We start from the raw sequence: 24,389 nt of genomic DNA, 5'->3' as shown, positions 1-24,389 counted from the left end.
CCTAGGAAGCAAGCACCTCGTCGAGCAGGCTGGACGCCTTCTCGTCGTCGGTCTTCTCAGCGAGCGCGAGCTCGGAGATCAGGATCTGACGTGCCTTGGCAAGCATGCGCTTCTCACCGGCGGAGAGGCCGCGGTCCTGGTCGCGGCGCCACAGGTCGCGAACGACCTCGGAAACCTTGATCACATCGCCGGAGGCGAGCTTCTCGAGGTTCGCCTTGTAGCGGCGGGACCAGTTGGTGGGTTCCTCGGTGAACGGTGCACGAAGAACCTCGAACACGCGGTCGAGCCCCTCTTTGCCGATCACATCGCGGACGCCGACGAGGTCGACGTTTTCGGCCGGAACCTCGATTGTCAGGTCGCCCTGAGTCACATTGAGCTTGAGGTACAGCTTCTCTTCACCCTTAATGGTTCTCTTCTTGACTTCGGTGATTGTCGCGGCTCCGTGGTGCGGGTATACGACGGTTTCGCCAACCTCGAAAAGCATAGATTGATGTCCCTTCAGCAACCTCTAGGATACCACAGAGACCCGGTGGTAAGGTTCGCGCTGGCTGCCCCGGTGGCCACCGACCGATAGGCTAAACTCGAAGCGCATTCCGCGCACCGACGGCCGATTTCGAGGCCATGCGGAACGACTTGGAGGGTCTTGTGAGAGCTCGCATCGCGGCATCCATCGTCTTGGCGATCGCGGTCACGTTCGGTACCGCAGGGTGCGGCTTCCTTGCGCCGCAGTCGACCACGAGACACTATGACGCGAGCGACGGCGTGAGCGGCAACGTCGGCGACATCGCGGTGCGCAACGCACTCATCGTGACCGGCGACGGCACCGTGGGCAACCTCGTCGTGACCCTGGTCAACAGCGGCCATGTGGCGCACCGCGTGCAGATCGAGCGCGGGACCACGGGAGAATCGCAGTCCGTCACCGTGAACCCGGGTGAGACCAAGGAACTCGGCGCCGCGGGCGACACGATCATCGTCTTCCGTCAGCTCAACTCGATCCCGGGCAGCCTCTACCCGCTCTACTTCCAGTACGGAGCGCAGACCGGTCTCCCGCTGCGGGTGCCGGTGCTCGACGGCGGCCTCCCCGAGTACGCCGACCTGACGCCGGCTCGCGTGGCCCAAGACCTGCTGGCAACGCCCTCGCCTGCTCCGGCCTCGACGTCGACGCCGTCCCCGTAGGTCGCCGGCTCCGTAGCTCGCCGGCTCCGCGTCACGCGTTGAAGCGGTACCCCAGCCCGCGTACCGTCACGAGCATGGACGGCTCCGACGGGTTCTCCTCGATCCGCGACCGGATGCGCTTGATGTGCACGTCGAGCGTCTTCGTGTCGCCGAAATAGTCGCTCCCCCACACCCGGTCGATCAGCTGGCCGCGCGTGAGCACACGTCCGGCATTCCTCAGCAGCAGTTCGAGCAGTTCGAATTCCTTGAGCGGCATAGGGATCTCGCTGCCTCCGACAGCGACCGTGTGCCGGTCGACATCCATCCGCACCGTCCCGGCTTCCAGGATGCCGTTGTCCTCGAACTCGTCGTTCTCGATCCGTCGCCGGAGCACAGCACGGATGCGCGCGAGCAGCTCCCGCGTTGAGTAAGGCTTCGTGACGTAGTCGTCCGCCCCGAGCTCCAGGCCCACGACGATGTCGACCTCCGAGTCCTTCGCCGTCAGCATGATGATCGGAACGGTCGATCTCACCCGGATCTCGCGGCACACCTCGGTCCCCGGAATCCCCGGGAGCATCAAGTCGAGGAGGATGAGGTCCGCTCCGACGCGATCGAACTCGGAGAGCGCGGTCGGGCCGTCATCCGCGACGGTCACGTCGTAGCCTTCGCGCTTGAGCAGGAACGCGAGCGGCTCGCTGAGGGCTGCTTCATCCTCGACAAGAAGGATGTGGGTCACGTGGTTTCTCCTATCGCGGGACGCACGGCGGCGTCGTGGGATGCCTCAGGCAGGCGGATGGTGAAGGTCGAGCCACGTCCGGGCTGCGACCAGACACGGATCTCCCCGCCGTGGTTCTGCACGGCGTGCTTCACGATGGCGAGTCCGAGACCGGTGCCACCGGTGTGGCGGGAACGGGCCTGGTCGACCCGGAAGAAGCGCTCGAACACCCGGTCGAGATCGTCCTCCGGAATGCCCTCGCCCTGATCGGTCACCGCGATCTCGACGACGCCGTCGATCGTGCGGACACCGATCCCGACCCGCGAACCGCTCGGGGAATACTGGATGGCGTTGGAGATCAGGTTGTGCACCGCGGTGACCAGCAGGGTCTCGTCGCCGAACACTTCGGCCTTCTTGTCTCCGCGCATCGCGAGTTCGATTCCGCGCAACTCCGCGGCGACGCGGTTCTGGTCGACGGCCGAGCTGATGACCTGGGAGACAGGGATGACCTCCGCATCCGTGAGCGCATCCGCTGCCTGGAGCCGTGACAGTTCGATGATGTCCTGCGTGATGCGTGCGAGGCGCTGCGACTCCTCGGTGAGCCGGTGGGCGAACCGCCGGACCTGCTCTGGATCGTCCGACGCACTGTCCAGCGCCTCGGCGAGGAGGCCCACCGCACCGATCGGGGTCTTGAGCTCGTGGCTGATGTTCGCGACGAAGTCGCGCCGCACGTTCTCGAGGCGGAACGACTCCGTCCGGTCCTCGGCGAGTAGGAGGATGTAGCGCGCGCCGAGGCGGGCCACCCGCACGCTGAGATGGATGTTCGCGTCCCCGAACGGACCGCGGGCGAGCTCGCACTCCTCGGTGATGGGTTCTCCGGTACGGCGCACGCGGTCGACGAGGTCACCGAGATGCGGATGCACGAGCGCCTGGTTCCAGACCAGACCGATCGACAGCGCGCCCGGCGATGCTTTGATGACATTGTTCGACGGATCGAGCACGACCCCCGCCGATTCGAGCGCATCGATGACCTGGTCGACCCCATCGGGCACAGCGGGACTCGCGACCTCGGCGGCGCGCGCGCCGCGGCGTGCGGCGACGTGAAGGATGGCCACGAATCCAGCGCCGACCACAAGGCCGAGTGCCAGAGACAGCAGCACCAACCAGGTGGAGTCCATAATTGCAAGCGTAGTGACCAGCACAGGGGCCGAGGCGCGGGATCGGCGTGCGGACGGCGGTACTTTAGACAGTGTTCAGGCTCTCGGCACCATTCGTTAACCTGATCTGGACATCATGAATCCGGGGCCAAAGGGCTCCGGCATCTGCGCGCGCTTCGCGCCAGGAAGGACCAGGAAACCGATGCGTGAAGTATTCCAGCAGGAGCTGCGTGAAGTTCAGGATCGCCTCGTCGAGATCGCTGAGCTCGTCGTCATCTCCATCAAGAATGCGACGCAGGCGTTCAATGACTCCGACGTGACGCTTGCCGAGACGGTCATCGCCGACGATTCGAAGATCGACGAGCTCACCGTCATCCTCGACGAGCTCTCGATCCAGATCCTGGCTCGCCAGCAGCCGGTCGCGCGCGACCTGCGCATCGTCGTCAGCGCCCTGCGCATCAGCGCCTCGCTCGAGCGCATGGGCGACATGGCCGAGCACATCGCGCAGCTCGCCCGCTACCGTTTCCCCGACAAGGTCGTCCCGAAGAGCCTCCGCGGCACGTTCGCCGAGATGGGCCGGCTCGATGTCGTCATCGCTGAGAAGCTCGCGGAGCTTCTGCGCACCCAGGACCTGGAGCTCGCCGACGAGATCCGCAACGAGGACGACCGCATCGACGAACTGCACGTCAGCGTCTTCGACAAGGTGCTCGGCGAGACCTGGAAGGGTCAGGCGGTGGACACAGTGGATGCGACCCTCGCCTCCCGCTATCACGAGCGTTTTGCCGACCACGCCGTGTCGATCGCCAAGAAGGTGCACTACCTGGGCACCGGCGACTGGGCGCCCGAACTCGCGAGCTGAACCGCGCGTCGCTCCGGTCCCGGCGGATCGAGCCGACCCGCTCCGACTGATGACCCGAAGACGTGGGTATCGACGGCGCGCGCGTCGCCCGCGATAATCCGACTATGACCGACGGACCACGCGTACTGCCCTCCGCCGGATGGTTCCACGATCCCCATCCGCAACCGCAGTTCCGCTGGTGGGACGGCCAGGCCTGGACCGACTACGTCGTGCGCCCCTCTGAGGCTCCGGCCCCTGCCCTCGCCCCGACTGCGGTCACCGGGTCCGGCTACGGCTACGGCCAGCCGCCTGCGCGCACGGCACCGAAGCGCAAGTGGCTCGGCCGGTGGGGCGGCCCGATCATCGTCGGCGCCTGCATCGGCATCTGGCTCTGGATCTTCGGCACGAGCTTGGCGCTCCGCGCGCTCAACCCGCATCCTTCGGTGGCCGGCGAGCATCTCACCTCGCTGCCATCGATGCTGGTGCTCACCGGCAGCTGCGCAGTCGCGGCCGCCTTCCTCTACACGATGGCGTACCACCTTCAGCCGTTCGACCGGCTGCGGCCGTCGTTCCTGGTTCTGGCGGCTGTTGTCGGCGGCAGCGCGGCGACCCTTCTCGCGGGACCGGCGAATGGCCTGGTGAGCGTGCTGACCGGATCCGCGAGCGTGCGCACGAGCCCGGTCGCCCTCGCCACCGCCGGAGTCATTGAAGAGTTCCTCAAGATCGCACTGGTGGTCGTGCTCGCGTGGCGCCTGCCGGTCAAGAACGCCCGCACCGGCCTCTTCGTCGGCGGAGCGGTGGGCTTCGGCTTCAGCGCCTTCGAGAACATGGACTATCTGCAGCTCGCCAACGACCTCGGCCAGGCGAACCACGCGTCACTGCCGCAGGTCATCGTCACGATGCTCGTCCGGGAGTTCACCGGACCATTCCTGCACCCTCTGTTCACCGCGCTCCTCGCATCCGCCCTGTTCGCGGCCTCGCGGAACGGACGGTTCCGCGTGACGTCGGGCGTCGTCGGTGCCTACCTCGGGGTGGCGGCGGCGCACGGCCTCTACGATTCAGCGGGCACGATCTCGGCTCTCATCACGCCGAACCGTGTCGCGGCGGGCGCGCTCGCCTTCGTCATCTGCATTCTCGTGATGCTCGGCGCTGGGCTCGTGTGGCTCCGCGTCGTCCGCCGGGCGCGCGCATCCGCGATCGCCGCCGCTGCGGCCACCGGATAATCGTGACCCCGCGTGTGTTGGGGCTCGGCGCACGCGATGCGTCTCGGCGCACGTGTTGCCTCTCGGCGCACGCGTTGCGTCTCGGCGCACGCGTTGCCTCTCGGCGCACTACACACAGCTCGTGCGGCAACGAGTTACACGTGCGGCGAGCAGGCGTGGGTTACTTGCGGCCCTGTGCCGCCACCGCGGCAGCGCCGGCAGCGGCGGCTTCGGGGTCGAGGTACTCGCCGGGTCCGAGCGGGGCGAAGTTCTCGTCGAGCCGGTAGACGAGGGGGATTCCCGTGGGGATGTTCAGTTCGGCGATGTCGTCGTCGGAGATGCCGTCGAGATGCTTGACGAGCGCGCGCAGGGAGTTGCCGTGCGCCGTCACGAGAACGGTCTTGCCGGTGGCGACCTCGGCCGTGATGTCGGACTCCCAGTACGGGAGCATGCGGTCGATGACATCTTTGAGGCACTCGGTGCGCGGCAGGTCGTCACCCAGCCCTGCGTATCGCGGGTCGTTCGCCTGCGACCACTCGCTGTCGTCGGCGAGCACCGGCGGCGGCACGTCGAACGACCGGCGCCACAGCTGGAACTGCTCCGGCCCGTACTTCTCGAGCGTCTCGGCCTTGTCGAGCCCCTGGAGCGCGCCGTAGTGCCTCTCGTTGAGCCGCCACGAGCGCTTCACGTCGATCCACAGCCGGTCCGCGACCTCGAGCGCGTAGTTCGCGGTCTGGATGGCCCGCGTCAGCACCGAGGTGAACTGGATGTCGGGGAGCAGGCCGGACTCGGCCAGCAGTTCGCCCGCGCGCTTCGCCTCGGCGATTCCCTGCTCGCTCAGCCGGACGTCGACCCAGCCGGTGAAGAGGTTCTTCTGGTTCCACTCGCTCTGACCGTGGCGGAGGAGGATCAAGGTGTGAGGCGCAGACATGCTTCTAATGTACCGGCGCTCCCGATCGGCGCCGAACCGGCTGCAGCCGAGTGCGATCGAAACGTGAGAAGGGCGTCCTGACACGCCCGCGAGCCGTACACTCCTCACGTTTCGCGACCCGGGTGCGGGGGCGGATGCGCGAGACTGGGACGCATGGCGACGCGCGGATTGATCGGGACGGTCACGCGCGGCACGACGAATACGAATCGGCTTCGCCGCGTCGACCGCTGGATCGCAACCCTGCCGGTCCTGCGACGCACGGACGATCCGCTCGTCGTCGACCTCGGCTACGGTGCCAGCGGTGTGACAGCGTTGGAGCTGCAGCAGCGTCTCGCGCACGCGCGTCCGGATGTGGAGGTGTTGGGCCTCGAGATCGAGCCCGGTCGGGTGCGGACCGCCCTCGACCAGCTGGCGCAGGTGCGCGCCGGCTCGACGGCCTTCGCAGCGGATGCGCGGGTCGGCTTCGCGCTCGGCGGCTTCGAAGTGCCCGTCCCCGGTGGCCGGCGGCCCGTCGTCGTCCGTGCCTTCAACGTCCTCCGCCAGTACGACGAGGCCGAGGTCGCGGCAGCGTGGCACCGGATGGTCGATCGGCTCCAGCCGGACGGCGTGCTCGTCGAAGGGACGTGCGACGAGATCGGCCGGGTCTCCAGCTGGATCGATGTCGCTGAGGAAGGCCCGAGGAACCTGTCGATCTCCTTGCGGCTCGACGGACTCGAGGCGCCGTCGATCGTGGCCGAGCGCCTCCCCAAGGTGCTCATCCACCGAAACATTCCGGGCGAGCGCGTGCACGACCTGCTGGCCGAACTGGACCGGCAGTGGCGTCACGCCTCCCCGCTCGCGGCCTACGGCCCCACTCAGCGCTGGATCGCTTCGGTCGAAGGGATGCGGGCCGCCGGCTGGCCGGTCCGTGCGGGCCGCACACGCTGGAAGCTCGGTGAACTGACCGTGGACTGGTCGGCGGTGGAACCACGCGGGTTCGCGTGGACCAAGCGCTAACCTGTCAGCCGACCGCGGACGTCAGCGCGGAGGACGCGTGACAGCACCGAGCCGCGGCAGACGCGGCACGTGCGCCTCCGCTCCCGCGCTGGGCGGCACCACGATGACCTGCGCTGCCGCGACCGTCAGCTCATCCGTCGTGACCAGCAGGGTCGCATCCGGATCCGTCGACCGTTTCACGACGGCCAGCGCAATCGGCCCGAGCTCGTGGTGCAGGGCGCTCGACGTCACCAGGCCGACCTCACGGCGCTCCCCCGCGACGTCGACGGAGACCGCGCTTCCCCGCGCGGGGAGCACCCCTTCGGATCCGTCGAGGTGCAGCATCACCAGCCGGCGCGGCGGATGCCCGAGGTTGTGGACCTTCGCCACCGTCTCCTGCCCGCGATAGCAGCCCTTCGTCAGATGGACCGCCGTGCGCAGCCAGTCCAGTTCGTGCGGGATCGTCTTCTCGTCGACCTCCGTCGCGAAGCGCGGTCGCCACGCAGCGATACGCAGGGCTTCGACGGCGAGCAGGCCGGCAACACGGAACTCGCCGTTACCGACCCGCGTCACGACCGAGGGCAGCGCGTCCCGCGGGACCAGCGACTCGCTCCACGTCCATCCCGAGCCCGGATGCTCCCCGACGGCGTATTGGTGCCCGCCCGGCGCCACAGCGCGCCACGGGTCGTTCCACACCAGGGGAGCACCGTTCGGTGCGGCGATCGGAAGCGCGGGCGAGCCGAGGGACCCGATCGTGGCGAGTTCGGCCGTGCGGTCGGCGAGCTCGACCCGCAGCATGAATCGCATGCTCTGAAGCCAGGCGAGCAGCCCATCCGCTTCATCGTGCTCGACGAGCAGCCACAGCGTCTCGCCGTCCTCGATGAGTCTCACCGCGTATTCGAGGCGTCCGGTCGCGTCCAGCAACAGCGTCTCGGACGATTCGCCCGCGGCCAGCCCCAGCAGGTTCTGACTGGTGATCGAGTTGAGCCAGCTCAGGCGGTCCGGTCCGGTGATCGACAGCACCGACCGGTTCGAGAGGTCGACGATCGCGCGACCGGCCTCCAGCTCGCGCTGTTCGACCACCGGATTGCCATAGTGCGCAGCGACTCCGGCGTCGCGGCCGTCCGAGTCGACGGCGCCGGGCAGTTCCAGGAAGGGGGATGCGTCGGTCACGTCGCTCACTCGGCCTTCGCCAGTCGGCCGGACGCGTGCGAGGCGAGCTCCTGGCCGAGGGCCGCGATGTCCCAGGCCCACAGGAGGTGGTTCTCCACGAGTCCGTAGAGCCGGGTCGCAGCCGCATACTCCTTAGCGGATGCAGTGCGCATCACGGCATCCGTCGCCAGATCGATGCGCGGCCCCTTCACCTGGCCCAGGTAGATCTCACTGACGCCGTCGGGATGCACGATCGCGACCTCGAGGTCGAATCCGCCCGCGGAGTTGCGGAGCGTCTCGACGGACTGGGCGGTCGTGAACGGCTGTGCGCCGACTCCCGGCAGCATCGCGGGGCCCGGATCGCCCTCGATGAGCAGGCGGCTGAGACGCCAGTAGCCCGTCTCGGCGACCAGCGGCGTGCGATCCTCATCGATCAACCACGAGTACGAGTTGTAGTTGAGGTACGGCAGGCCGTCGTGGCTGAAGCTGATGCGCTGACCGAATTCGACCTGCACGTGCTCGTCGCCCGCGGTGTAGTCGAGGACGCCTGAGCCCTCCCAGACTCCGATGAGCCAGGAGAGCGGAACGAGTTCGGCCGGAACGTCGGTGGGGATCTCGATCATGGCTGGAGGCCTCGCAAGCGTCTAGCGCTGACCCCGGAAGAGGTTGTAGACGACCACGACGGAGACGCCGGCTATCGCAAGGGTGGCCAGCCCGAGAAGGCCGACGAAAAGGAGTTCGAGGGTCACCAGCATGGTTCGAGTCTAACGGTTCCCGTTCACCGGACCGCCGCCACGAGGGCGAGCACCGCGCCGGCGAGTCCGAGGATGACGAACGACCCGGCCACGCTTGCTGCGAGACGGTCGACGAACCCTTCTTTGCGCTGTGTGGCGAGCTGAGCGATCAAGGCTCCGGTCACGCATCCGGCGAGCGCCAGTGCCAGCCAGGCGGCGTACTCGTCCGGGACGGAGACAACGCCGATCACGACGGCGAAGACGACCGCGGCCACCCATACCGTCAGGATGCTCGTCCAGCGCAGCGTCGGGGCCAGGTTCTCGGACTCGGTCACGTTCCTATTCTGCCCCGCGAAGCCGCACATCCGTATCCGCCGCGTCGCGACCGGGGGCTCCGGACGAGGCGGGGCGGCCGAATGCAACTCCGCTAGGATTGCCGCACAGCACGTACAGGAGGTCTGGGTGGCGCAGTTGTTGATCCTCACCTCTGCGCCCGACGCGGAGGTGCTGCCGTCGCTTGCGCTCCTCAGCCACCGCACGCGGCAGATCCCCGCCGAGCCGGCTGCGCTCGTGAACGCGCCGAGCTGCGACCTGATCTTCGTCGACGCGCGCCGGGACCTGGCGAGTGCGAAATCGCTCTGCAAGATCCTGACGACCACCGGCATCAACGTGCCCCTCCTGCTCGTGCTGACCGAAGGCGGCCTCACCGCGGTGAGCGCGGACTGGGGCGTCAACGACGTCGTGCTCGAGAGCGCGGGACCGGCTGAAGTGGATGCGCGCATCCGCCTCGCGATCGGCCGCCAGACCCAGGAGCACTCCCAGACGAAGATCCAGGCCTCCGGGGTGACCATCGACGAGGCGAGCTACTCGGCCAAAGCGCACGGACGCCAGCTCGATCTGACCTTCAAGGAATTCGAACTGCTCCGCTTCTTCGCGACGCACCCGTCGCGGGTCTTCACGCGCGAGCAGCTGCTGAGCGAAGTCTGGGGCTACGACTACTTCGGCGGAACACGCACCGTCGATGTGCACGTCCGGCGGTTGCGCGCCAAGCTCGGCGACCTCGAATCGCTGATCGGCACCGTTCGGAACGTGGGGTACCGGTTCAACGTGTACGAAGAGGACAATGAGCGACTCCCTTCGCCTCTCCGTCCCTGACCTGTCCGACCCGGATCAGTCGACCGGGTTCTACCGGGTGGCGGATGCTGCGATCGATGTCGACGGCTACGACCCGTTCAACGAGCAGGCGCGCCTCGACGTCCACTCCGGCCGCCGCACGCCGATCGTCGCCACCGTCTGGTCCGAGGCGGAGCACACCAGGCCCATCGGTGCCGCGATCGTGGGCCGCGGCGAGCTCGACCTCGTGATCGATCCGTTGTTCCGGGGCAAGGGCTACGGCTCGGTCGCGCTGCGGGGGCTCCTCGCGACCGCTCGGGGCAACCTCACGGCGTGGTCGCACGGCGACCATCCTGCCGCCCGCGTCCTGGCCGATCATCACGGGTTCCTTCCCGTGCGTCGCCTCCTCCAGCTGCGGTCGGGAGAACTGAGCGCGCCCCTCGCGCCGGGGGGATCGCTGGACGCGCGTCCGCGCGACGGCGTGACGATCTCCCCGTTCCGCTCCGGCGACGAGGCCGAGTGGGTCGAGCTGAACGCACGGATCTTCGAATCGCATCCCGAGCAGGGAAGGCTCACCGTCGACGACCTGCGCGCCCGGCAGGCCGAACCGTGGTACGAGGCGGGAGACTTCCTGGTCGCACGGGATGCGCATGGCCGCATCGTCGGTTACGACTGGGTCAAGGCAGAGCCGGATGCCGCGGTCGGCGAGATCTACGTTCTCGGGGTCGACCCGGTGCACGCTGGGCGGGGAACAGGACGTGCCCTCCTGATCGCGGGACTCGAACGACTGGCCGAGCGGGGACGCTCCGCGGCGACGGTGTCGGTCGATGCCGACGACTCCGCTGCGGTGAGTCTCTACCACCAGCTCGGGTTCATCGAACACACCGTCGACGTCCAATACCGGCGCAGGATCGGCTCCGACGGAGCGTTTTCCACACATTAACCTTGCGCGGCACCACAGGGAGCGCTCCGGTGCAATGATGTTGGGATGGACGGCGAGAACATCCTCCTCGATACAGGGCTCGGCAGCGACTTCGACGACGACTTCGCACCCTTTGTCTACGAGCCCGATCCGAGCCTGCCCGAAGACCGCTACCTCGACCGCGAGCTCAGCTGGCTCGCGTTCAACCAGCGCGTCCTCGAACTCGCCGAAGACCCCGACCTGCCCGTGCTCGAGCGTGCGAACTTCCTGGCGATCTTCGCCAGCAACCTCGACGAGTTCTTCATGGTCCGCGTCGCCGGGCTGAAGCGGCGCATCCTCACCGGGCTCGCGGTGCCGACCAACGTCGGGCGCGCCCCGCACGACGTGCTCGCCGACGTCTCAGAGAAGGCGCACGAACTGCAGGTCAGGCACGCAGCCTGCTATGCCGAGCTCGTGCTCCCCGCGCTCGAGGAGTCCGGCATCACGGTCGTCAACTGGGACAGCCTCGACGTCGCCGACAAGGTTCAGATGCGCGACGTGTTCTCGCAGCAGATCTTCCCGGTGCTGACCCCGCTCGCCGTCGACCCCGCGCACCCGTTCCCCTACATCTCTGGCCTGTCGCTCAACCTCTCGGTTCGCGTTCGCAACTCCCGCACGGGCAAGGAGCAGTTCGCCCGGCTCAAGGTGCCGCAGATGCTGCCGCGCTTCGTGCGCATCGACCAGCGCGAGAGCGTCGACCAGCTCCGCTTCATCCCTCTGGAAGACCTGATCGCCAACCATCTCGGCGACCTCTTCCCCGGCATGGAGATCCTCGACCACCACATCTTCAGGGTCACCAGGAACGAAGACGTCGAGGTCGATGAAGACGAGACCGAGAACCTCATCCAGGCGCTCGAGAAGGAGCTCCTGCGGCGCCGGTTCGGCCCGCCCATCCGCCTCGAGGTCACCGACGACATGGATCCGGTCACGCTCGGCCTCCTCGTCCGGGAGCTCGACGTCACCGAGCAGGAGGTGTATCGGCTTCCCTCGCCGCTCGACCTGGGCGGGCTCTTCGACCTCGCCAAGATCGACCGTCCCGACCTGCACTATCCGAACCACGTTCCGACGACGGCGCCGCAGTTGATGCCGCGCGAGCCCAACGCGCAGCCCGACGTGTTCGCGTCGGTAGCGCGGCAGGACATCCTGCTGCACCACCCGTACGAGTCCTTCGCGACGAGCGTCCAGGCCTTCCTCGAGCAGGCCGCGACCGACCCGCACGTGCTCGCCATCAAGCAGACGCTCTACCGCACGTCCGGCGACAGCCCGATCGTCGAAGCGCTCATCGATGCCGCCGAATCCGGCAAACAGGTCCTTGCCCTGGTCGAGATCAAGGCGCGGTTCGACGAGCAGAACAACATCTCGTGGGCACGCAAGCTCGAGAAGGCCGGCGTGCACGTGGTGTACGGCCTGGTCGGACTCAAGACGCACTGCAAGCTCGCGCTCGTGGTCCGCCAGGAGAAGGGCGTGCTCAAGCACTACAGCCACATCGGCACGGGCAACTACAACCCGAAGACCAGCCGCATCTACGAAGATTTCGGTCTGCTGACGGCCGACGACCAGGTCGGCAAAGACCTCACCCGGCTCTTCAACGAGCTGTCGGGCTATGCGATCGAGAAGAAGTTCAAGCGGCTGCTGGTGGCTCCCCTGCACCTGCGCAAGGGACTCTTGAAGCGCATCCAGGTCGAGACCGAGAACGCCCAGGCCGGCAGGCCGTCGGGGATTCGCATCAAGCTGAACTCCATCGTCGACGAAGCGATCATCGACGCGCTCTACCGAGCGAGCGAGGCCGGCGTACCGGTCGACCTCTGGGTCCGCGGCATCTGCGGGCTCCGGCCGGGTGAGCCCGGGCTCTCGTCGAACGTTCGAGTGCGATCCATCCTCGGCCGCTACCTCGAGCACTCCCGCATCTTCTCGTTCGTCAACGATGGCGACCCCCAGGTCTATATCGGGAGCGCCGACATGATGCATCGCAACCTCGACCGCCGCGTGGAAGCGCTTGTCAGGCTCACTGACCCCGCACACATCTCCGAACTCGACGCGCTCTTCAACCGCGCGTTCGACGAACGCACGTCGGCCTGGACCCTCGACTCGGAGGGCGTCTGGACACGGCATCACCTCGACGAACGGGGCGAACCGCTCGAAGACCTGCAGAACAAGCTGATGCAGCAGATCGCCCACCGGCCGCGCGCGGGGTCGAGGCGGTGACGGCAGCGATCTACGCTGCGGGGGCCGTCTGCTGGCGTGTCGTCGACGGCAAGACGGTGATCCTTGTCGTCCATCGCACGAAATACGGCGATGTGACGATTCCCAAGGGCAAGGTCGATCCGGGCGAGACTCTTCCGCAGACAGCGGTCAGAGAGATCCAGGAGGAGACCGGGCTCATCGTCGCCCTGGGGGTACCGCTCGGCGTCTCGACGTATCCCCTCTCCAGCGGTCGCGACAAGATCGTCCACTACTGGGCGGCCGAAGTCAGTGACGCCGCGATCGCCCGGTCGACCTTCGTGCCGAACGGCGAGATCGCGGCACTGGAGTGGGTGACCATCAAGAAGGCGCGCACCTACCTCACGTACGAGCGCGATGTCGAAATCCTCGACACGTTCGCCAAACTGCTCGCCGAAGGGGTCAGCACCACCTTCGCGCTCATCGCGCTGCGTCACGGAAAGGCCACCCCACCACAGACCTGGCGCGGGCCGGACAGCACGCGTCCGCTGACCGAACGGGGAGTCCAGCAGGCCGCGAGCGACGTACCCACCATCGAGGCATGGCAGCCGCGCAAGATCGTGACCAGCCCGGCCGTGCGGTGCGTGGCCACGGTAGCGCCGCTGGCCGCATCCACGGGACTGGTCCCCAAGCACGAGAAGCGCATCAGCCAGGACGCCTACGAGAACGGCGACGCCGCCGTCCGCGATGTCGTCGGAAAACGGGTGCGGTCGCGCAAGAGCGCCGTCCTCTGCAGTCACGGCCCGGTGCTGCCCGAGATCCTGAGAGAGATCGCGCTCGCCACGGGCACCCTCCCCGGTTCGTATCTCAGCAGTGCGGCCGACCTCGAGACGGGCGGTTTCTCCGTCGTGCATCTCTCATCCACGAACCCCAGTTCGGGCATCATCGCCATCGAGACGTACTCCCCCGCGGTCTGAGACCGGCGTCGGCGCCACCCCTGCCGCAGCCAAGTACACACCGCTCGTTAACCTTCCGTTTACCACTACGGGGGACGCTCGTAAGGCACCGGGAATAGCGTCGCTGGCGGGTCAGCACCGACCCGCGTCCTGTCAATGATCCCCGGAAGGGACAACTGTGAAACTCAAGCGTTATGGCGCTCCTCTGGCCATCCTGGCCGCCGCCGCCATCTCCCTCACTGCGTGCGCGTCGAACGAAGGCGGCAGCACGGCGTCGACCACCTCGAAGGCCCCCTCCAACCTGTCCGGCACGCTCAACGGCATCGGCTCCTCCGCGCAGGGCACCGCGCAGACCACCTGGATCGCTGGCTTCCAGACGGACAACCCGAAGGTCACCATCAACTACGACCCGCAGGGCTCCGGCGCCGGCCGCACGAGCTTCATCTCCGGCGCATCCGACTTCGCCGGCTCCGACGCCTACCTCAAGGACGCCGAGCTCACGATGGAGTTCAAGGGGTGCGCTGCCGGCACCAAGGGCATCGACCTCCCCGTCTACATCTCGCCGATCGCCATCGCCTACAACGTCGACGGCCTGACCGACCTCAAGCTCGACGCTGCCACGATCGCGGGCATCTTCAACGGGTCGATCAAGACCTGGAACGACCCGAAGATCGCCGCGCTCAACTCGGGCGCCACCCTCCCGTCGGCAGCGATCACGGTCGTGCACCGCTCGGACGACTCGGGCACCACGCAGAACTTCACCGACTACCTCGCCCAGAACGCACCGACGGTGTGGACCAAACCGGCGAGCCAGACCTTCCCCTACACGGTCGGTGACGCCGCCAAGGGCACGTCCGGTGTAGCAGACGCCACGAAGAACGCGAAGAACAGCATCACCTACATCGACGAGTCCGGTTCGGCCGGCCTCAGCATCGCGCAGCTCAAGGTGGGCAGCGCGTTCAACAAGATCAGCGCATCCGGTGCCGCTGACGTCGTCGCGAAGTCGCCGCTGGCGACCGGCCGTCCCGCCAACGACCTCGCTATCAAGATCGACCGCACGAACACCGACCAGGGTGCCTGGCCTCTGGTCCTGGTCAGCTACGTCATCGCTTGCCAGCAGTACACCGACTCGGCCAAGGCCGGTCTGGTGAAGGCCTACGTCGACTACGTCGCCAGCGACGCAGCGCAGCAGGCCGCCTCACAGCAGGCCGGTTCGGCCCCGCTGTCGAAGGATCTGGCCGCCAAGGTCAGCGCCTCGGTCGCTACCATCAAGTAACACCCAAGGCGTTCGGCCTGGGCGCGCCAGCGTCCAGGCCGAACCGCTGGGGTCAACGGCCCCAGGACCTCAACCCGATGAGAGAAAGCCAGGAATGACCACCGGAACCGCAGGTGCCATCAGAGCCAAAGTCCGCCCTGGCGATCGCGTCTTCTCCACCAGCACCGTCGTCGCCGGGTCGATCATCCTGGCCACGCTCGCCGCGGTCGCGATCTTCCTGATCCTCCAGAGCATCCCCGCCCTCACGGCACCGGCCGGCACACTGCCGAACGACGCACCCAACTTCTGGGTGTACGTCTGGCCCCTCGTCTTCGGAACGATCTGGGCCGCACTGCTCGCCCTGATCATCGCGACGCCCCTCTCCATCGGGATCGCGCTCTTCATCTCGCACTACGCACCACGCCGCGTCGCCCAGACGCTGGGCTACATCATCGACCTGCTGGCCGCGGTCCCCTCCGTCGTCTACGGACTCTGGGGCATCGCCACCCTCGCGACCTTCGTCCAGCCCTTCTACGCCTGGCTCGGCACCTACCTCGGCTGGTTCCCGCTCTTCGCTCCGCCTGTCTCCGGCACCGGCCGCACCATCCTGACCGCGTCCATCGTGCTGGCCGTGATGGTCATCCCGATCATGACGGCCATCTGCCGCGAAGTTTTCCTGCAGACCCCGCGCCTCCACGAGGAGGCCGCTCTCGCTCTCGGTGCAACGCGCTGGGAGATGGTCCGCATAGCCGTCCTGCCTTTCGCGCGCTCCGGCATCATCTCCGCCATCATGCTCGGACTCGGACGCGCGCTCGGCGAGACTCTCGCGATCGCGATGGTGCTCTCCCCGGCCATCGTCGTGAAGATCGCGGTCCTCCAGGCCCAGAGCCCGAACACCATCGCCGCGAACATCGCCTTGCAGTTCCCCGAGGCGACTGGGGTCGCGACCAACGCGCTCATCGCATCCGGCCTCGTGCTGTTCGTCGTCACGCTGCTGATCAACATGCTCGCGCGCTACATCATCAATCGCCGCAAGGCCTTCTCTGGAGCGAACTGATGACCACAGCCACCCTCAACCGGCCGATGGGCAACTCCCTCACCGCGGGCAAGCTCCCCCGCGGCTCGGCCTGGATGCTCCTCGCCGGCAGCTGGATCATCTTCGGCGCGATCTTCGCCATCCTGGCGGCCGCCGGAGTGACCAAAGACTTCAACATCGTCGGCGCGATCTTCTTCGGAACCGTGCTGTTCGACATCGTGATCTACCTCACGTCGCTCCTGGTCGAAGGCGCCCGCAAGGCCACCGACCGCCTGATCACCTCGCTCGTGGCGACGGCCTTCATCATCGCGCTGCTGCCGCTCGTCTCCCTGGCGTGGACCGTGCTCGTCAACGGTCTCGCCCGTTTCGACATCACGTTCTTCAATGAGTCGATGCGCAACGTCATCGGCGACGGTGGCGGCGCCCTGCATGCCATCGTCGGCACCCTGCTCGTCACGGCGATGGCTGCGCTGATCTCGGTGCCCATCGGGATCCTCACCTCCATCTACCTCGTGGAGTACGGCCGTGGTGCGCTCGCCCGCGGCATCACGTTCTTCGTCGACGTGATGACCGGCATCCCCTCGATCGTCGCGGGCCTGTTCGCCTACGCGCTGTTCGCGCTCATCTTCGGACCGGCCATCCGCAACGGCTTCATGGGTTCCATCGCCCTGTCCGTGCTCATGATCCCGGTCGTCGTGCGATCGAGCGAAGAGATCCTGCGCCTCGTCCCCAACGAACTCCGCGAAGCGTCGTACGCACTCGGCGTGCCGAAATGGCTGACGGTGCTCAAGATCGTCCTGCCCACCTCGATCGCAGGGCTCACGACCGGAATCATGCTCGCCATCGCCCGAGTCATCGGTGAGACAGCACCGCTCCTCATCGTCTGCGGCTTCACGACGAGCATGAACTACGACCTCTTCAGCGAACGGATGATGACCTTGCCCGTCTTCGTCTACACCCAGTACACGCAGGCATCCGGCCTTCACGCGCAGGCGTCGATCGACCGCGCGTGGACGGGCGCACTCACCCTCATCATTATCGTGATGCTGCTCAACCTCATCGCCCGCATCATCGCCAAAGCCTTCGCCCCCAAGTACGGCCGCTGAGCGACCACCCGACCCATAGGAACACCGTGTCCAAGCGCATCGAAGTCAACGACCTCAACGTCTACTACAGCAGCTTCCTCGCTGTCGAAGGCGTCTCCCTCACCATCGAACCCCGCTCGGTGACCGCGTTCATCGGCCCGTCCGGATGCGGAAAGTCGACGTTCCTCCGCACGCTCAACCGGATGCACGAGGTCATCCCGGGCGCCCGTGTCGAGGGCGACGTGCTGATCGACGGCAACAACCTCTACGGCCCCGGCGTCGACCCGGTGCTGGTGCGCCGCCAGGTCGGGATGGTCTTCCAGCGGCCGAACCCGTTCCCCACGATGTCGATCCGCGACAACGTGCTCGCGGGCGTCAAGCTCAACAACCGCCGGATGAGCAAGAGCGAGTCCGACGAGCTGGTCGAGCAATCGTTGCAGGGCGCGAACCTCTGGAACGAGGTCAAGGACCGCCTGCAGCTTCCCGGGTCGGGCCTGTCCGGTGGCCAGCAGCAGCGTCTCTGCATCGCACGCGCGATCGCCGTGTCGCCGGATGTGCTGCTGATGGACGAGCCGTGCTCCGCCCTCGACCCGATCTCGACGCTTGCGATCGAAGACCTCATCGAAGAGCTGAAGAACGACTACACGATCGTGATCGTCACGCACAACATGCAGCAGGCGTCGCGTGTCTCCGACCGCACCGCATTCTTCAACATCGCAGGCACAGGCAAACCGGGCAAGCTGATCGAGTACAACGACACGAACATGATCTTCTCGAACCCGAGCGTCCAGGCGACCGAGGACTACGTCTCCGGCCGCTTCGGCTAAGCCGTCAGCTGGGCTCGATGCTGATGCGGCGTCCGGTTCCCGGGCGCCGCATCAGCTTTGGATGGCGACGATCGGCTTCGTGGTCGGCTCCTTCGAGCCGCCGGCCGGTTCGACGGTGACGCCGACCGCATCGCCCGCTGCCATGGTGCCCTCGAGCACCCGCCAGGTGGCGCCGTTCCCTGTCGGGGTCATCGTGCCGGCGGGTGTCGCCTCGGTTCCGCTCATGTACCAGAGCTCGTACGTCTTGTCGTCGGGCAACGGCGGCAGCCCTGTCGTGACGAGCGCCGACTTGCCGAGTTCCGCCGACCAGACGAGCGTCGCGGAACCGCCGCCGGCGACCGGGCTGGTCGCGTGCTGCACATCCGACGCCGAGTTGATGGCGGCGAGCGAGGCTGCCTGCTGCGCCTGGAACGAGTTCTGGCCGGAAATCGCGCTACCCACCACCACACCGCCCACGAAGAGCACGAGCGCCGCCACGGCCGCTACGACGATCGCGATCGGCCGTGTGAACCAGCGGGCGCGTGCGCGGGACTCTGCGTGGCCCGGGGTCTCCGGAACATGGGTAACCCCATCCGGCTCGTCCACCGCATCCGACTCGTCGACCGCATCCGCGACCAGCGGATCCTCGGGCGCCAGCTGCGGGGTCGTGGCCAGCTTCGCCAGGATGCCCGCCTTCAGCGACGGGGGCGGCTCCACCGGGTCAGCGGCCAAGCCCAGCTGGGTGGCCACCTCAGCGAACTCTGCGGCCTCCTCGGGCGTCTCCGCGCCCATCCGGTAACCGGCCTCGAGAGGCGACCGGCTTTCGCGATCGGTCACGACGTCACCCCCAGCTCATCTCTCAGTCGAATCATGCCATCACGCAACCGTGTTTTCACTGTGCCGAGAGGGATGCCCAGCCGGTCCGCGATCTCCGTCTGCGTGAGACCGCCGTAGTAGGCGAGCACGACCGCTTCGCGCTGCGCCTCCGACAACCGCGCCATCGCTCCCTCCACCCTCCGATGCTCGATGCTCACTTCCGCTGCCTCGGCAACCTGGTCGTATTCGCGCGGCAGGTCACGGATGCCGACCCGGACATCCCTGTCCCGGCTCGCCTGCGCCGCACGGATGCGGTCGACCGCACGCCGGTGCGCGATCGTCATGATCCAGCCGATCGCTCGACCCTTATTCGGATCGAAACGGGTCGCGGATTGCCACACCTCGAGAAAGACCTCCTGTGCGACCTCTTCGGACTGCGAACGGTCGACGACCAGGCGCCGGATCAACCCGAGCACCCGCGGCGCCAGCCGGTCGTAGAGCTCACCGAACGCCGTCTGGTCACCCGTCGCCGTGCGCACGAGGAGGTCGTCGATCGCGGGCTCGACGATGTCCTCGTCGATGTCGCTCCCGGTCGCTGATGGCACATCCACCAGCATTGCAGGTCGAACGGAGGAACGTCGTGCACACGCTGCGGGGACAGAAGAGGCCGGGCCGCAGAACGCCTCTCGGCGCGAGGCCGCTCGGAGCGGCGAATATTGGAGCCCGGGGTTACTGCGGCCCGGCCGACAACAAGTTTACCCGAGCCCGGGCGCCGAAAAACGCGTCTGCGTTCGCGAGGAGTGAACTACTCGAGCGATTCGTGGCGCCACAGGCGGGCACAACTCGTGAGCTCCTCCGCGGTCTTGATGAACCGGAGTGCGCGTGTGGTGAGCTCGCTGGCCCGCTCCGGCTCGGTCGCATCCACATCGTCGGCGACGCTGGTGCAGCCGGCCGCCGTGACCCGGCAGAAGGCGGCTGCCCTTTCGAGCGCGACCGCGAAATCGCCTTCGAAGACGCCACGCAGGATGCGGTCTGCCAGTTCGATGATCTCGGTCGGCCCCGTCGGCATGGATGCTCCGGCCACGACAGGATCGATGGTCGCGATCACCTCGGTGCCGCGCTGGAACAGGAAGGCGGTGCCTTCGGGGTCCTGGCGGATGAGGAGGCGGAGCAGGTAGATGCGCCACAGCGCGCCGGGCAGGCTCTTCGGGTTGGCCCTCGCCCACAGCTCGGCGATCGCGTCGATGCCGTTCTCGTCGGTGAAAGTGACGAGGCGGTCGAGGACTTCTGGGTCAGGGTCGTTGCGCACCCGGGCGAGCAGTGCGTTCGCCGTCTCGTGGGCGACCCTGCTGATGTGGGCAGGATCCTCGCCGCCCTTGAAAGACTCGAACTTGCTCCCGGAGAACTTCGTCGGCTTGTGGAAATCGTCACTCATTCGGTCGTGTCCTCCCTCGAACCTGTCGCTCCCGCGCGCGTGCGCGAGTGGTTCCAATCCACGGTAGATTAGTCCGGTACGGGCCTGTAGCTCAGTTGGTAGAGCATCGGACTTTTAATCCGCGGGTCGTGGGTTCGAGCCCCACCGGGCCCACCCTTACAATCATTGGCATCCCAGGCCATTGGCGGTCTATTCAGACCCAGCAATTTCGGGATTTGCCCACGGTTGCCCAAAACTTCTGGAGATCCAACGCGACTCAACGCGTCTCCAATGGCATCCAGGTCATCGTCGAAGAGGTCGATGCTGAGCTGTGCGATTGTGACTCAGGCACGAGGTGAGATCAGACCTCCGCGGCGAAGGACGCCGCGCGGAGCTGAAGATCCTCGATCCGCCTCAGGCGTGCCGCTTCGACGTCGTAGCCCTCGTACGCGAGCGGCGGCGTCTTTCGGACGTTCCGAGAGCACTGGAAGTCCTCGCAGACGAGCGCGCCGATAGTGTTGCCGTTCCGCCCGGCCTGGCCGGATCGCTTCGCACTGTAGAACACGACGTCGTTCGGGAGCTTGACGTCCTGGCACCACGAGCACTGGGCACGGGAGCGCGGCGACGCGGCGGCCTGCTGGAACAGGATGCCGATGAGGTCGCCCTCGAGTGTCGGCACGACGGCGTACGCGCGCCGGCCCTTCTTCGCATCATGCCAGCCGAGGTAGTCGAGCTGATCCCAGTCGATCGTGTCGAACCCGGCAGGCAGGGTGAGCTCGCCGACCTCTTTGCGGGAGGCGTTGACGAAGGATGTGCGGAGGGTCTTCTCCGTGATAGGGAGCATTGTGTTCGCTTTCGATAACACCCGGGTCGCACCGAAGCGCGCCGCGCGGGCGGAAGATTTTCAGGATCGACTGAGGCGGTCGCGCCGAAGGGCGCGACCAAAGGCGTCACGCCCTGATGCCGGCGATTCGGGCGCCGACCACCTCCTGAAAGCTCACCGCAGTAGTCTACGCGGATAACGAGCTGACGAAATGGGGGCACACCAGACGCAGGGTCAGATCGTCACGTTCGAGTGATACAGCACGCTGAAGAACGCGAACGCGAAGCCGCACAGCGGCACGCCGCCGACGCTTTGGTGGCTCTCGAGGCCAGACCGAATGACGCAGCAGACAATGCCACCGCCGTGGGTCTACCGAGCAGTGCAACGGCAGCCGCAAATGGGCTCCTCGCGCCCTTCGTTAGGCGAGTCGTCTCCATGACGCCACCGGTGGTCTCATCGATGACGATCTGGATCTCGCCGATAACGGGAATCTTGATTCCTGGGGCACCAAGGTAGCCGGTCTGGACGACGTTGTCCGTACACGTCACGAGGAGGAAATCGTGAGCCATCACCTCGGGGGTCGTTCCGATCGTCGTCACATCGGGCGCTACCGCATTCCAGATCGCCACTCCGGGTCCACGTATGACATTCACGACCGATCCTGGGGTTGTTGCGAGTCGTGAGCCCAGCGCATCCACCAGCTTGAGGTCAGCGGAAGTCAGCGCCGTTGGGGCGGGTGTCGTCGACCCGGATGGAACCGGCGCGGGCTGAGCGCGAGCCGGCGTCGCTTGGCTCGGCGGTTCTGGCGTTGGCGCGGAAGGCGATCCAACCGCTGGCATGACGGCGACGAGTGCCACCGCCGCAACCGCAACAATGCACGCGAACGCGCCGGCAACGACCCGTAGGTGAGATTTCGGCATTCCTCAGAGTCCTCCGACGGTCGAGTTCCGATCGCAACACTACGGGTCGCCCGCGCTTCTGAACATCCTTATCGACGGTTCCGGTCGGCGACGGGTAGCCCCAACAACGATCCCGAGGATCCCCACGGCTGCGATCCCATAAGTGGCCGCTGTCAGCACCTCGTCACCCACGTATGACCGGACGGACCCGGAGCCGTCGATGCGCGCCCAATCGCAGACCCTCCCGATCGGCCACAAGCTGCGTGTCTCTTGCACGGAGCCTCCGGCGTCCAACAACCTGGCCTCGGCGGGCTCAGGGCCGAATCGCGCGCACGAGTTCTTCCAGGCGTAGCCCAGCTGAATCGCCCCCATGAGGCCGGCGACGAGGAGTAGAGCGAGCCCGGTCGCAATGAGTGCGCCTTTCACGTGGCACCAATAGTGTGGCCGCGTCTCATTCGCATACGGTATCCACCGCCATCGCTGTCGAGCATCCATCCGGGGGATGAACTCGGCTCGGTCGGCCGAGAGACTCGCCTCAACAGTTCATGCCGCATGCAAGCCGCACCGGTAGCCGACCACTCAGTGGAATTCGCTGAGTGCTGCACTGTAGCCCTCCCGGTCGCCATGGGTTTCGGCGGTGACGAGGAGAGCGTGCGGTCCGAGAATCCGCGTGAAGGTGCCTCTGCAGGGGATCTGCACGATCTTCGTCAGACCGGATTGCCAGGCGCGGATCAGCGCGTCGAGTGCCGCATGCTCGGGCTGTTCCTCCACGTTTTGCAGCGTGCGCTCCGTGCGCTGCCGGAACAGGGAGTGCCTCCACTGCTCCGCCTCTTCTGGCATCGCATCGGAGCCGAAGTGTTCGCTCCACGACGGACCGAAAAGTTCGCGGAGGAGGCGAGCACGTTCGTCAGAACCGACCTCGGAACCGTGCAGACGATCGAAGGTGTCCTGGCTCAGCGGGGTGCCGGCGTGCCGCAGAGCCGCCGCCCAGATGCCGGGCCACGCATCCTGCCACTCGACGATCGGCACTGCCGATCGCTGCGACGCGTCCACCAAGGCGGGCGTATCAACGAGTTCGGGCGGCAGATCGACGCCCTCGGGATGCAGTTGCCACGCCTCGCGGATCCACAGCAACTCCAGCAGCGTTTGCGAATCGTCCTCGACGGTGATCACCATGTCGTGCGGCCACGGGTTGCCGGGGAGCGGGACGGATGAGCGCACAACGCCTCCCCTCACTCGACCGTTCCCATCATGGTCGCGCAGCCCGCGGAAGGATAGTCCGCGGATGTGACCGGTGACCGGGGCCCCAAGCTCGACGCACGGGCTACGGCGTGAGCGTGGCCGCGTGGTCGGGCACGTAGTTGTTGGTCTTTCGAGGCGGACGGTCGAGGTCCGTGGCCTTCGGCCTGTCAGGAAAGTCGATCTTCTCCGGAAGCAGATACTTGTACGGCAGTTGCTCGAGCAGATGGTGGATCGTGTTGATGCGCGCGGAACGTTTATCGTCGCTCTCGATCGTCCACCACGGAGTCTCGAGCAGGTCTGTCGCCGCGAACATTTCGTCCTTCGCGCGGGAGTAGTCCTCCCACCGCGTGATCGAATACAAGTCGGTCTCGGACAGTTTCCATCGTCGCATCGGGTCGTGGAGCCGCGAACGAAGCCGCTTTTCCTGCTCCTTGTCAGAAACGGAGAACCACAACTTGATCAGGATGATGCCGTCTTCCACGAGCATCCGTTCCACGAGTGGTGCCTGTTCGAGAAACAGCTCGAGCTGCGCGTCGGTGCAATAGCCCAACACCCGCTCGACTCCTGCGCGGTTGTACCAGGAGCGGTCCATGAGCACGATCTCGCCTTTTGTCGGGAGGTGCTTGATGTATCTCTGGAAATACCACTGGCCCTTTTCCTTCTCGCTCGGCGTCGGGAGCGCGACGACGCGAGCCGACCGAGGGTTCAGGTACTGGACGATTCGCTTGATGGCGCCGCCTTTGCCTGCGGCATCGCGACCCTCGAAGATCACGAGGACCCGCGCCCCCGTCTCGATCACCCACTGCTGCATCCCGACGAGCTCGACCTGGAGCCGCTCGAGCTCCTGCTCATACAGACCCTTGGCCAACCGTTTGGTCTTCTTCGACTTCGACATACTGCTTCTCCCCCCGGCCGGACTCCGACCATTCCTCGGCGCCATCGTCTGCGGCACGCACTCCACCCA

Annotated in this window: 25 protein-coding genes and 1 tRNA gene; 13 read left to right on the top strand and 13 right to left on the bottom strand. The window is 66.6% G+C overall.

Annotation, left to right across the window (positions count from 1 at the left end; translation table 11 throughout):
* Nucleotide 1: 1 nt before the first annotated feature.
* Entirely contained in the window at nucleotides 2–484 is a 483-nt protein-coding gene (locus ACV7NN_RS15990; protein WP_163287471.1) for a CarD family transcriptional regulator, read from the bottom strand.
* A 161-nt stretch (nucleotides 485–645) separates the two neighbouring features.
* Here ACV7NN_RS15990 and ACV7NN_RS15985 point away from each other — a divergent pair, with 161 nt between their 5' ends.
* Nucleotides 646–1,176, top strand: a complete 531-nt coding sequence (locus ACV7NN_RS15985) for a hypothetical protein (protein ID WP_463350547.1) — start codon at nucleotides 646–648, stop codon at nucleotides 1,174–1,176.
* Between the two features lie 31 nt (nucleotides 1,177–1,207).
* Here the strand turns inward: ACV7NN_RS15985 and ACV7NN_RS15980 are convergent, their stop codons facing one another.
* Together ACV7NN_RS15980 and ACV7NN_RS15975 are read right to left on the bottom strand one after the other, a co-directional pair.
* Nucleotides 1,208–1,891, bottom strand: a complete 684-nt coding sequence (locus ACV7NN_RS15980; RefSeq protein WP_463350546.1) for a winged helix-turn-helix domain-containing protein — start codon at nucleotides 1,889–1,891, stop codon at nucleotides 1,208–1,210.
* A complete protein-coding gene (locus ACV7NN_RS15975; protein ID WP_463350545.1) occupies nucleotides 1,888–3,048 on the bottom strand; it encodes a sensor histidine kinase in 1,161 nt (386 codons plus the stop codon). The genes ACV7NN_RS15980 and ACV7NN_RS15975 overlap by 4 nt, the downstream gene beginning before the upstream one ends.
* 181 nt (nucleotides 3,049–3,229) lie before the next feature.
* Between ACV7NN_RS15975 and phoU the strand changes: the two genes are divergently transcribed.
* On the top strand, nucleotides 3,230–3,886 hold the full coding sequence (gene phoU / locus ACV7NN_RS15970) for a phosphate signaling complex protein PhoU (protein WP_463350544.1): 657 nt from the start codon (nucleotides 3,230–3,232) through the stop codon (nucleotides 3,884–3,886).
* Nucleotides 3,887–3,990: 104 nt separating this feature from the next.
* The gene (locus tag ACV7NN_RS15965; RefSeq protein WP_463350543.1) at nucleotides 3,991–5,088 is read left to right on the top strand and encodes a PrsW family glutamic-type intramembrane protease; all 1,098 of its coding nucleotides are present in this window, start codon (nucleotides 3,991–3,993) and stop codon (nucleotides 5,086–5,088) included.
* Between the two features lie 160 nt (nucleotides 5,089–5,248).
* On the opposite strand, the gene ACV7NN_RS15960 is transcribed toward ACV7NN_RS15965, so the two are convergent.
* Entirely contained in the window at nucleotides 5,249–5,998 is a 750-nt protein-coding gene (locus tag ACV7NN_RS15960; RefSeq protein WP_463350542.1) for a phosphoglyceromutase, read from the bottom strand.
* 153 nt (nucleotides 5,999–6,151) lie between these two features.
* Here ACV7NN_RS15960 and ACV7NN_RS15955 point away from each other — a divergent pair, with 153 nt between their 5' ends.
* Nucleotides 6,152–6,994 (top strand): class I SAM-dependent methyltransferase, encoded by an 843-nt coding sequence (locus tag ACV7NN_RS15955; protein ID WP_463350541.1) that lies wholly within the window; start codon nucleotides 6,152–6,154, stop codon nucleotides 6,992–6,994.
* 21 nt (nucleotides 6,995–7,015) lie between these two features.
* Here the strand turns inward: ACV7NN_RS15955 and ygfZ are convergent, their stop codons facing one another.
* The 3 genes from ygfZ to ACV7NN_RS15940 form a co-directional block, all read right to left on the bottom strand.
* The gene (gene ygfZ, locus ACV7NN_RS15950) at nucleotides 7,016–8,146 is read right to left on the bottom strand and encodes a CAF17-like 4Fe-4S cluster assembly/insertion protein YgfZ (protein WP_463351311.1); all 1,131 of its coding nucleotides are present in this window, start codon (nucleotides 8,144–8,146) and stop codon (nucleotides 7,016–7,018) included.
* A gap of 5 nt (nucleotides 8,147–8,151) precedes the next feature.
* Complete coding sequence (locus ACV7NN_RS15945) at nucleotides 8,152–8,748, bottom strand: nitrobindin family protein (RefSeq protein WP_463350540.1); 597 nt, start codon at nucleotides 8,746–8,748, stop codon at nucleotides 8,152–8,154.
* Between the two features lie 155 nt (nucleotides 8,749–8,903).
* On the bottom strand, nucleotides 8,904–9,194 hold the full coding sequence (locus ACV7NN_RS15940) for a hypothetical protein (protein ID WP_463350539.1): 291 nt from the start codon (nucleotides 9,192–9,194) through the stop codon (nucleotides 8,904–8,906).
* 127 nt (nucleotides 9,195–9,321) lie between these two features.
* Between ACV7NN_RS15940 and ACV7NN_RS15935 the strand changes: the two genes are divergently transcribed.
* From ACV7NN_RS15935 to pstB, 8 genes are all read left to right on the top strand, one after another.
* Nucleotides 9,322–10,014, top strand: coding sequence for a response regulator transcription factor (locus tag ACV7NN_RS15935; protein WP_463350538.1), 693 nt, complete (start codon nucleotides 9,322–9,324; stop codon nucleotides 10,012–10,014).
* A complete protein-coding gene (gene mshD / locus ACV7NN_RS15930) occupies nucleotides 9,983–10,915 on the top strand; it encodes a mycothiol synthase (RefSeq protein ID WP_463350537.1) in 933 nt (310 codons plus the stop codon). Before ACV7NN_RS15935 ends, mshD begins: the two co-directional genes overlap by 32 nt.
* 45 nt (nucleotides 10,916–10,960) lie before the next feature.
* The gene (locus ACV7NN_RS15925) at nucleotides 10,961–13,138 is read left to right on the top strand and encodes an RNA degradosome polyphosphate kinase (RefSeq protein ID WP_463350536.1); all 2,178 of its coding nucleotides are present in this window, start codon (nucleotides 10,961–10,963) and stop codon (nucleotides 13,136–13,138) included.
* Nucleotides 13,135–14,070, top strand: a complete 936-nt coding sequence (locus tag ACV7NN_RS15920) for an NUDIX hydrolase (RefSeq protein ID WP_463350535.1) — start codon at nucleotides 13,135–13,137, stop codon at nucleotides 14,068–14,070. Before ACV7NN_RS15925 ends, ACV7NN_RS15920 begins: the two co-directional genes overlap by 4 nt.
* Nucleotides 14,071–14,227: 157 nt before the next feature.
* Entirely contained in the window at nucleotides 14,228–15,325 is a 1,098-nt protein-coding gene (gene pstS, locus ACV7NN_RS15915) for a phosphate ABC transporter substrate-binding protein PstS (protein WP_463350534.1), read from the top strand.
* A 94-nt stretch (nucleotides 15,326–15,419) separates the two neighbouring features.
* Nucleotides 15,420–16,361 carry a phosphate ABC transporter permease subunit PstC gene (gene pstC / locus ACV7NN_RS15910; RefSeq protein WP_463350533.1) on the top strand — a complete coding sequence of 314 codons (942 nt, stop codon included), beginning with the start codon at nucleotides 15,420–15,422 and terminating at the stop codon, nucleotides 16,359–16,361.
* Complete coding sequence (pstA, locus tag ACV7NN_RS15905) at nucleotides 16,361–17,446, top strand: phosphate ABC transporter permease PstA (protein ID WP_463350532.1); 1,086 nt, start codon at nucleotides 16,361–16,363, stop codon at nucleotides 17,444–17,446. Before pstC ends, pstA begins: the two co-directional genes overlap by 1 nt.
* 26 nt (nucleotides 17,447–17,472) lie before the next feature.
* Nucleotides 17,473–18,252 carry a phosphate ABC transporter ATP-binding protein PstB gene (pstB, locus tag ACV7NN_RS15900; protein ID WP_463350531.1) on the top strand — a complete coding sequence of 260 codons (780 nt, stop codon included), beginning with the start codon at nucleotides 17,473–17,475 and terminating at the stop codon, nucleotides 18,250–18,252.
* A gap of 51 nt (nucleotides 18,253–18,303) precedes the next feature.
* On the opposite strand, the gene ACV7NN_RS15895 is transcribed toward pstB, so the two are convergent.
* The 3 genes from ACV7NN_RS15895 to ACV7NN_RS15885 form a co-directional block, all read right to left on the bottom strand.
* On the bottom strand, nucleotides 18,304–19,068 hold the full coding sequence (locus ACV7NN_RS15895; protein WP_463350530.1) for an anti-sigma factor: 765 nt from the start codon (nucleotides 19,066–19,068) through the stop codon (nucleotides 18,304–18,306).
* Nucleotides 19,065–19,664: an ECF RNA polymerase sigma factor SigK gene (gene sigK / locus ACV7NN_RS15890; protein WP_463350529.1), complete on the bottom strand. Its 600-nt coding sequence runs from the start codon at nucleotides 19,662–19,664 to the stop codon at nucleotides 19,065–19,067. The genes ACV7NN_RS15895 and sigK overlap by 4 nt, the downstream gene beginning before the upstream one ends.
* 188 nt (nucleotides 19,665–19,852) lie before the next feature.
* Nucleotides 19,853–20,482, bottom strand: a complete 630-nt coding sequence (locus tag ACV7NN_RS15885) for a DNA-directed RNA polymerase subunit beta (RefSeq protein WP_463350528.1) — start codon at nucleotides 20,480–20,482, stop codon at nucleotides 19,853–19,855.
* A gap of 80 nt (nucleotides 20,483–20,562) precedes the next feature.
* Here ACV7NN_RS15885 and ACV7NN_RS15880 point away from each other — a divergent pair.
* Nucleotides 20,563–20,635, top strand: a tRNA-Lys gene (locus ACV7NN_RS15880).
* Nucleotides 20,636–20,822: 187 nt separating this feature from the next.
* Here the strand turns inward: ACV7NN_RS15880 and ACV7NN_RS15875 are convergent.
* The 3 genes from ACV7NN_RS15875 to ppk2 all read right to left on the bottom strand — a co-directional run bounded on the left by ACV7NN_RS15875 (nucleotide 20,823) and on the right by ppk2 (nucleotide 24,320).
* On the bottom strand, nucleotides 20,823–21,305 hold the full coding sequence (locus tag ACV7NN_RS15875) for an FBP domain-containing protein (protein WP_463350527.1): 483 nt from the start codon (nucleotides 21,303–21,305) through the stop codon (nucleotides 20,823–20,825).
* Between the two features lie 1,457 nt (nucleotides 21,306–22,762).
* Nucleotides 22,763–23,359 carry a hypothetical protein gene (locus ACV7NN_RS15870; protein WP_463350526.1) on the bottom strand — a complete coding sequence of 199 codons (597 nt, stop codon included), beginning with the start codon at nucleotides 23,357–23,359 and terminating at the stop codon, nucleotides 22,763–22,765.
* A 148-nt stretch (nucleotides 23,360–23,507) separates the two neighbouring features.
* The gene (gene ppk2, locus ACV7NN_RS15865; protein WP_463350525.1) at nucleotides 23,508–24,320 is read right to left on the bottom strand and encodes a polyphosphate kinase 2; all 813 of its coding nucleotides are present in this window, start codon (nucleotides 24,318–24,320) and stop codon (nucleotides 23,508–23,510) included.
* Between the last annotated feature and the right edge of the window lie 69 nt (nucleotides 24,321–24,389).

Source organism: Leifsonia sp. Ger2509 (assembly GCF_055231915.1).
The sequence above is the reverse complement of the archived record's forward strand: the minus strand, read 5'-3'. Positions and strand labels throughout refer to the sequence as shown.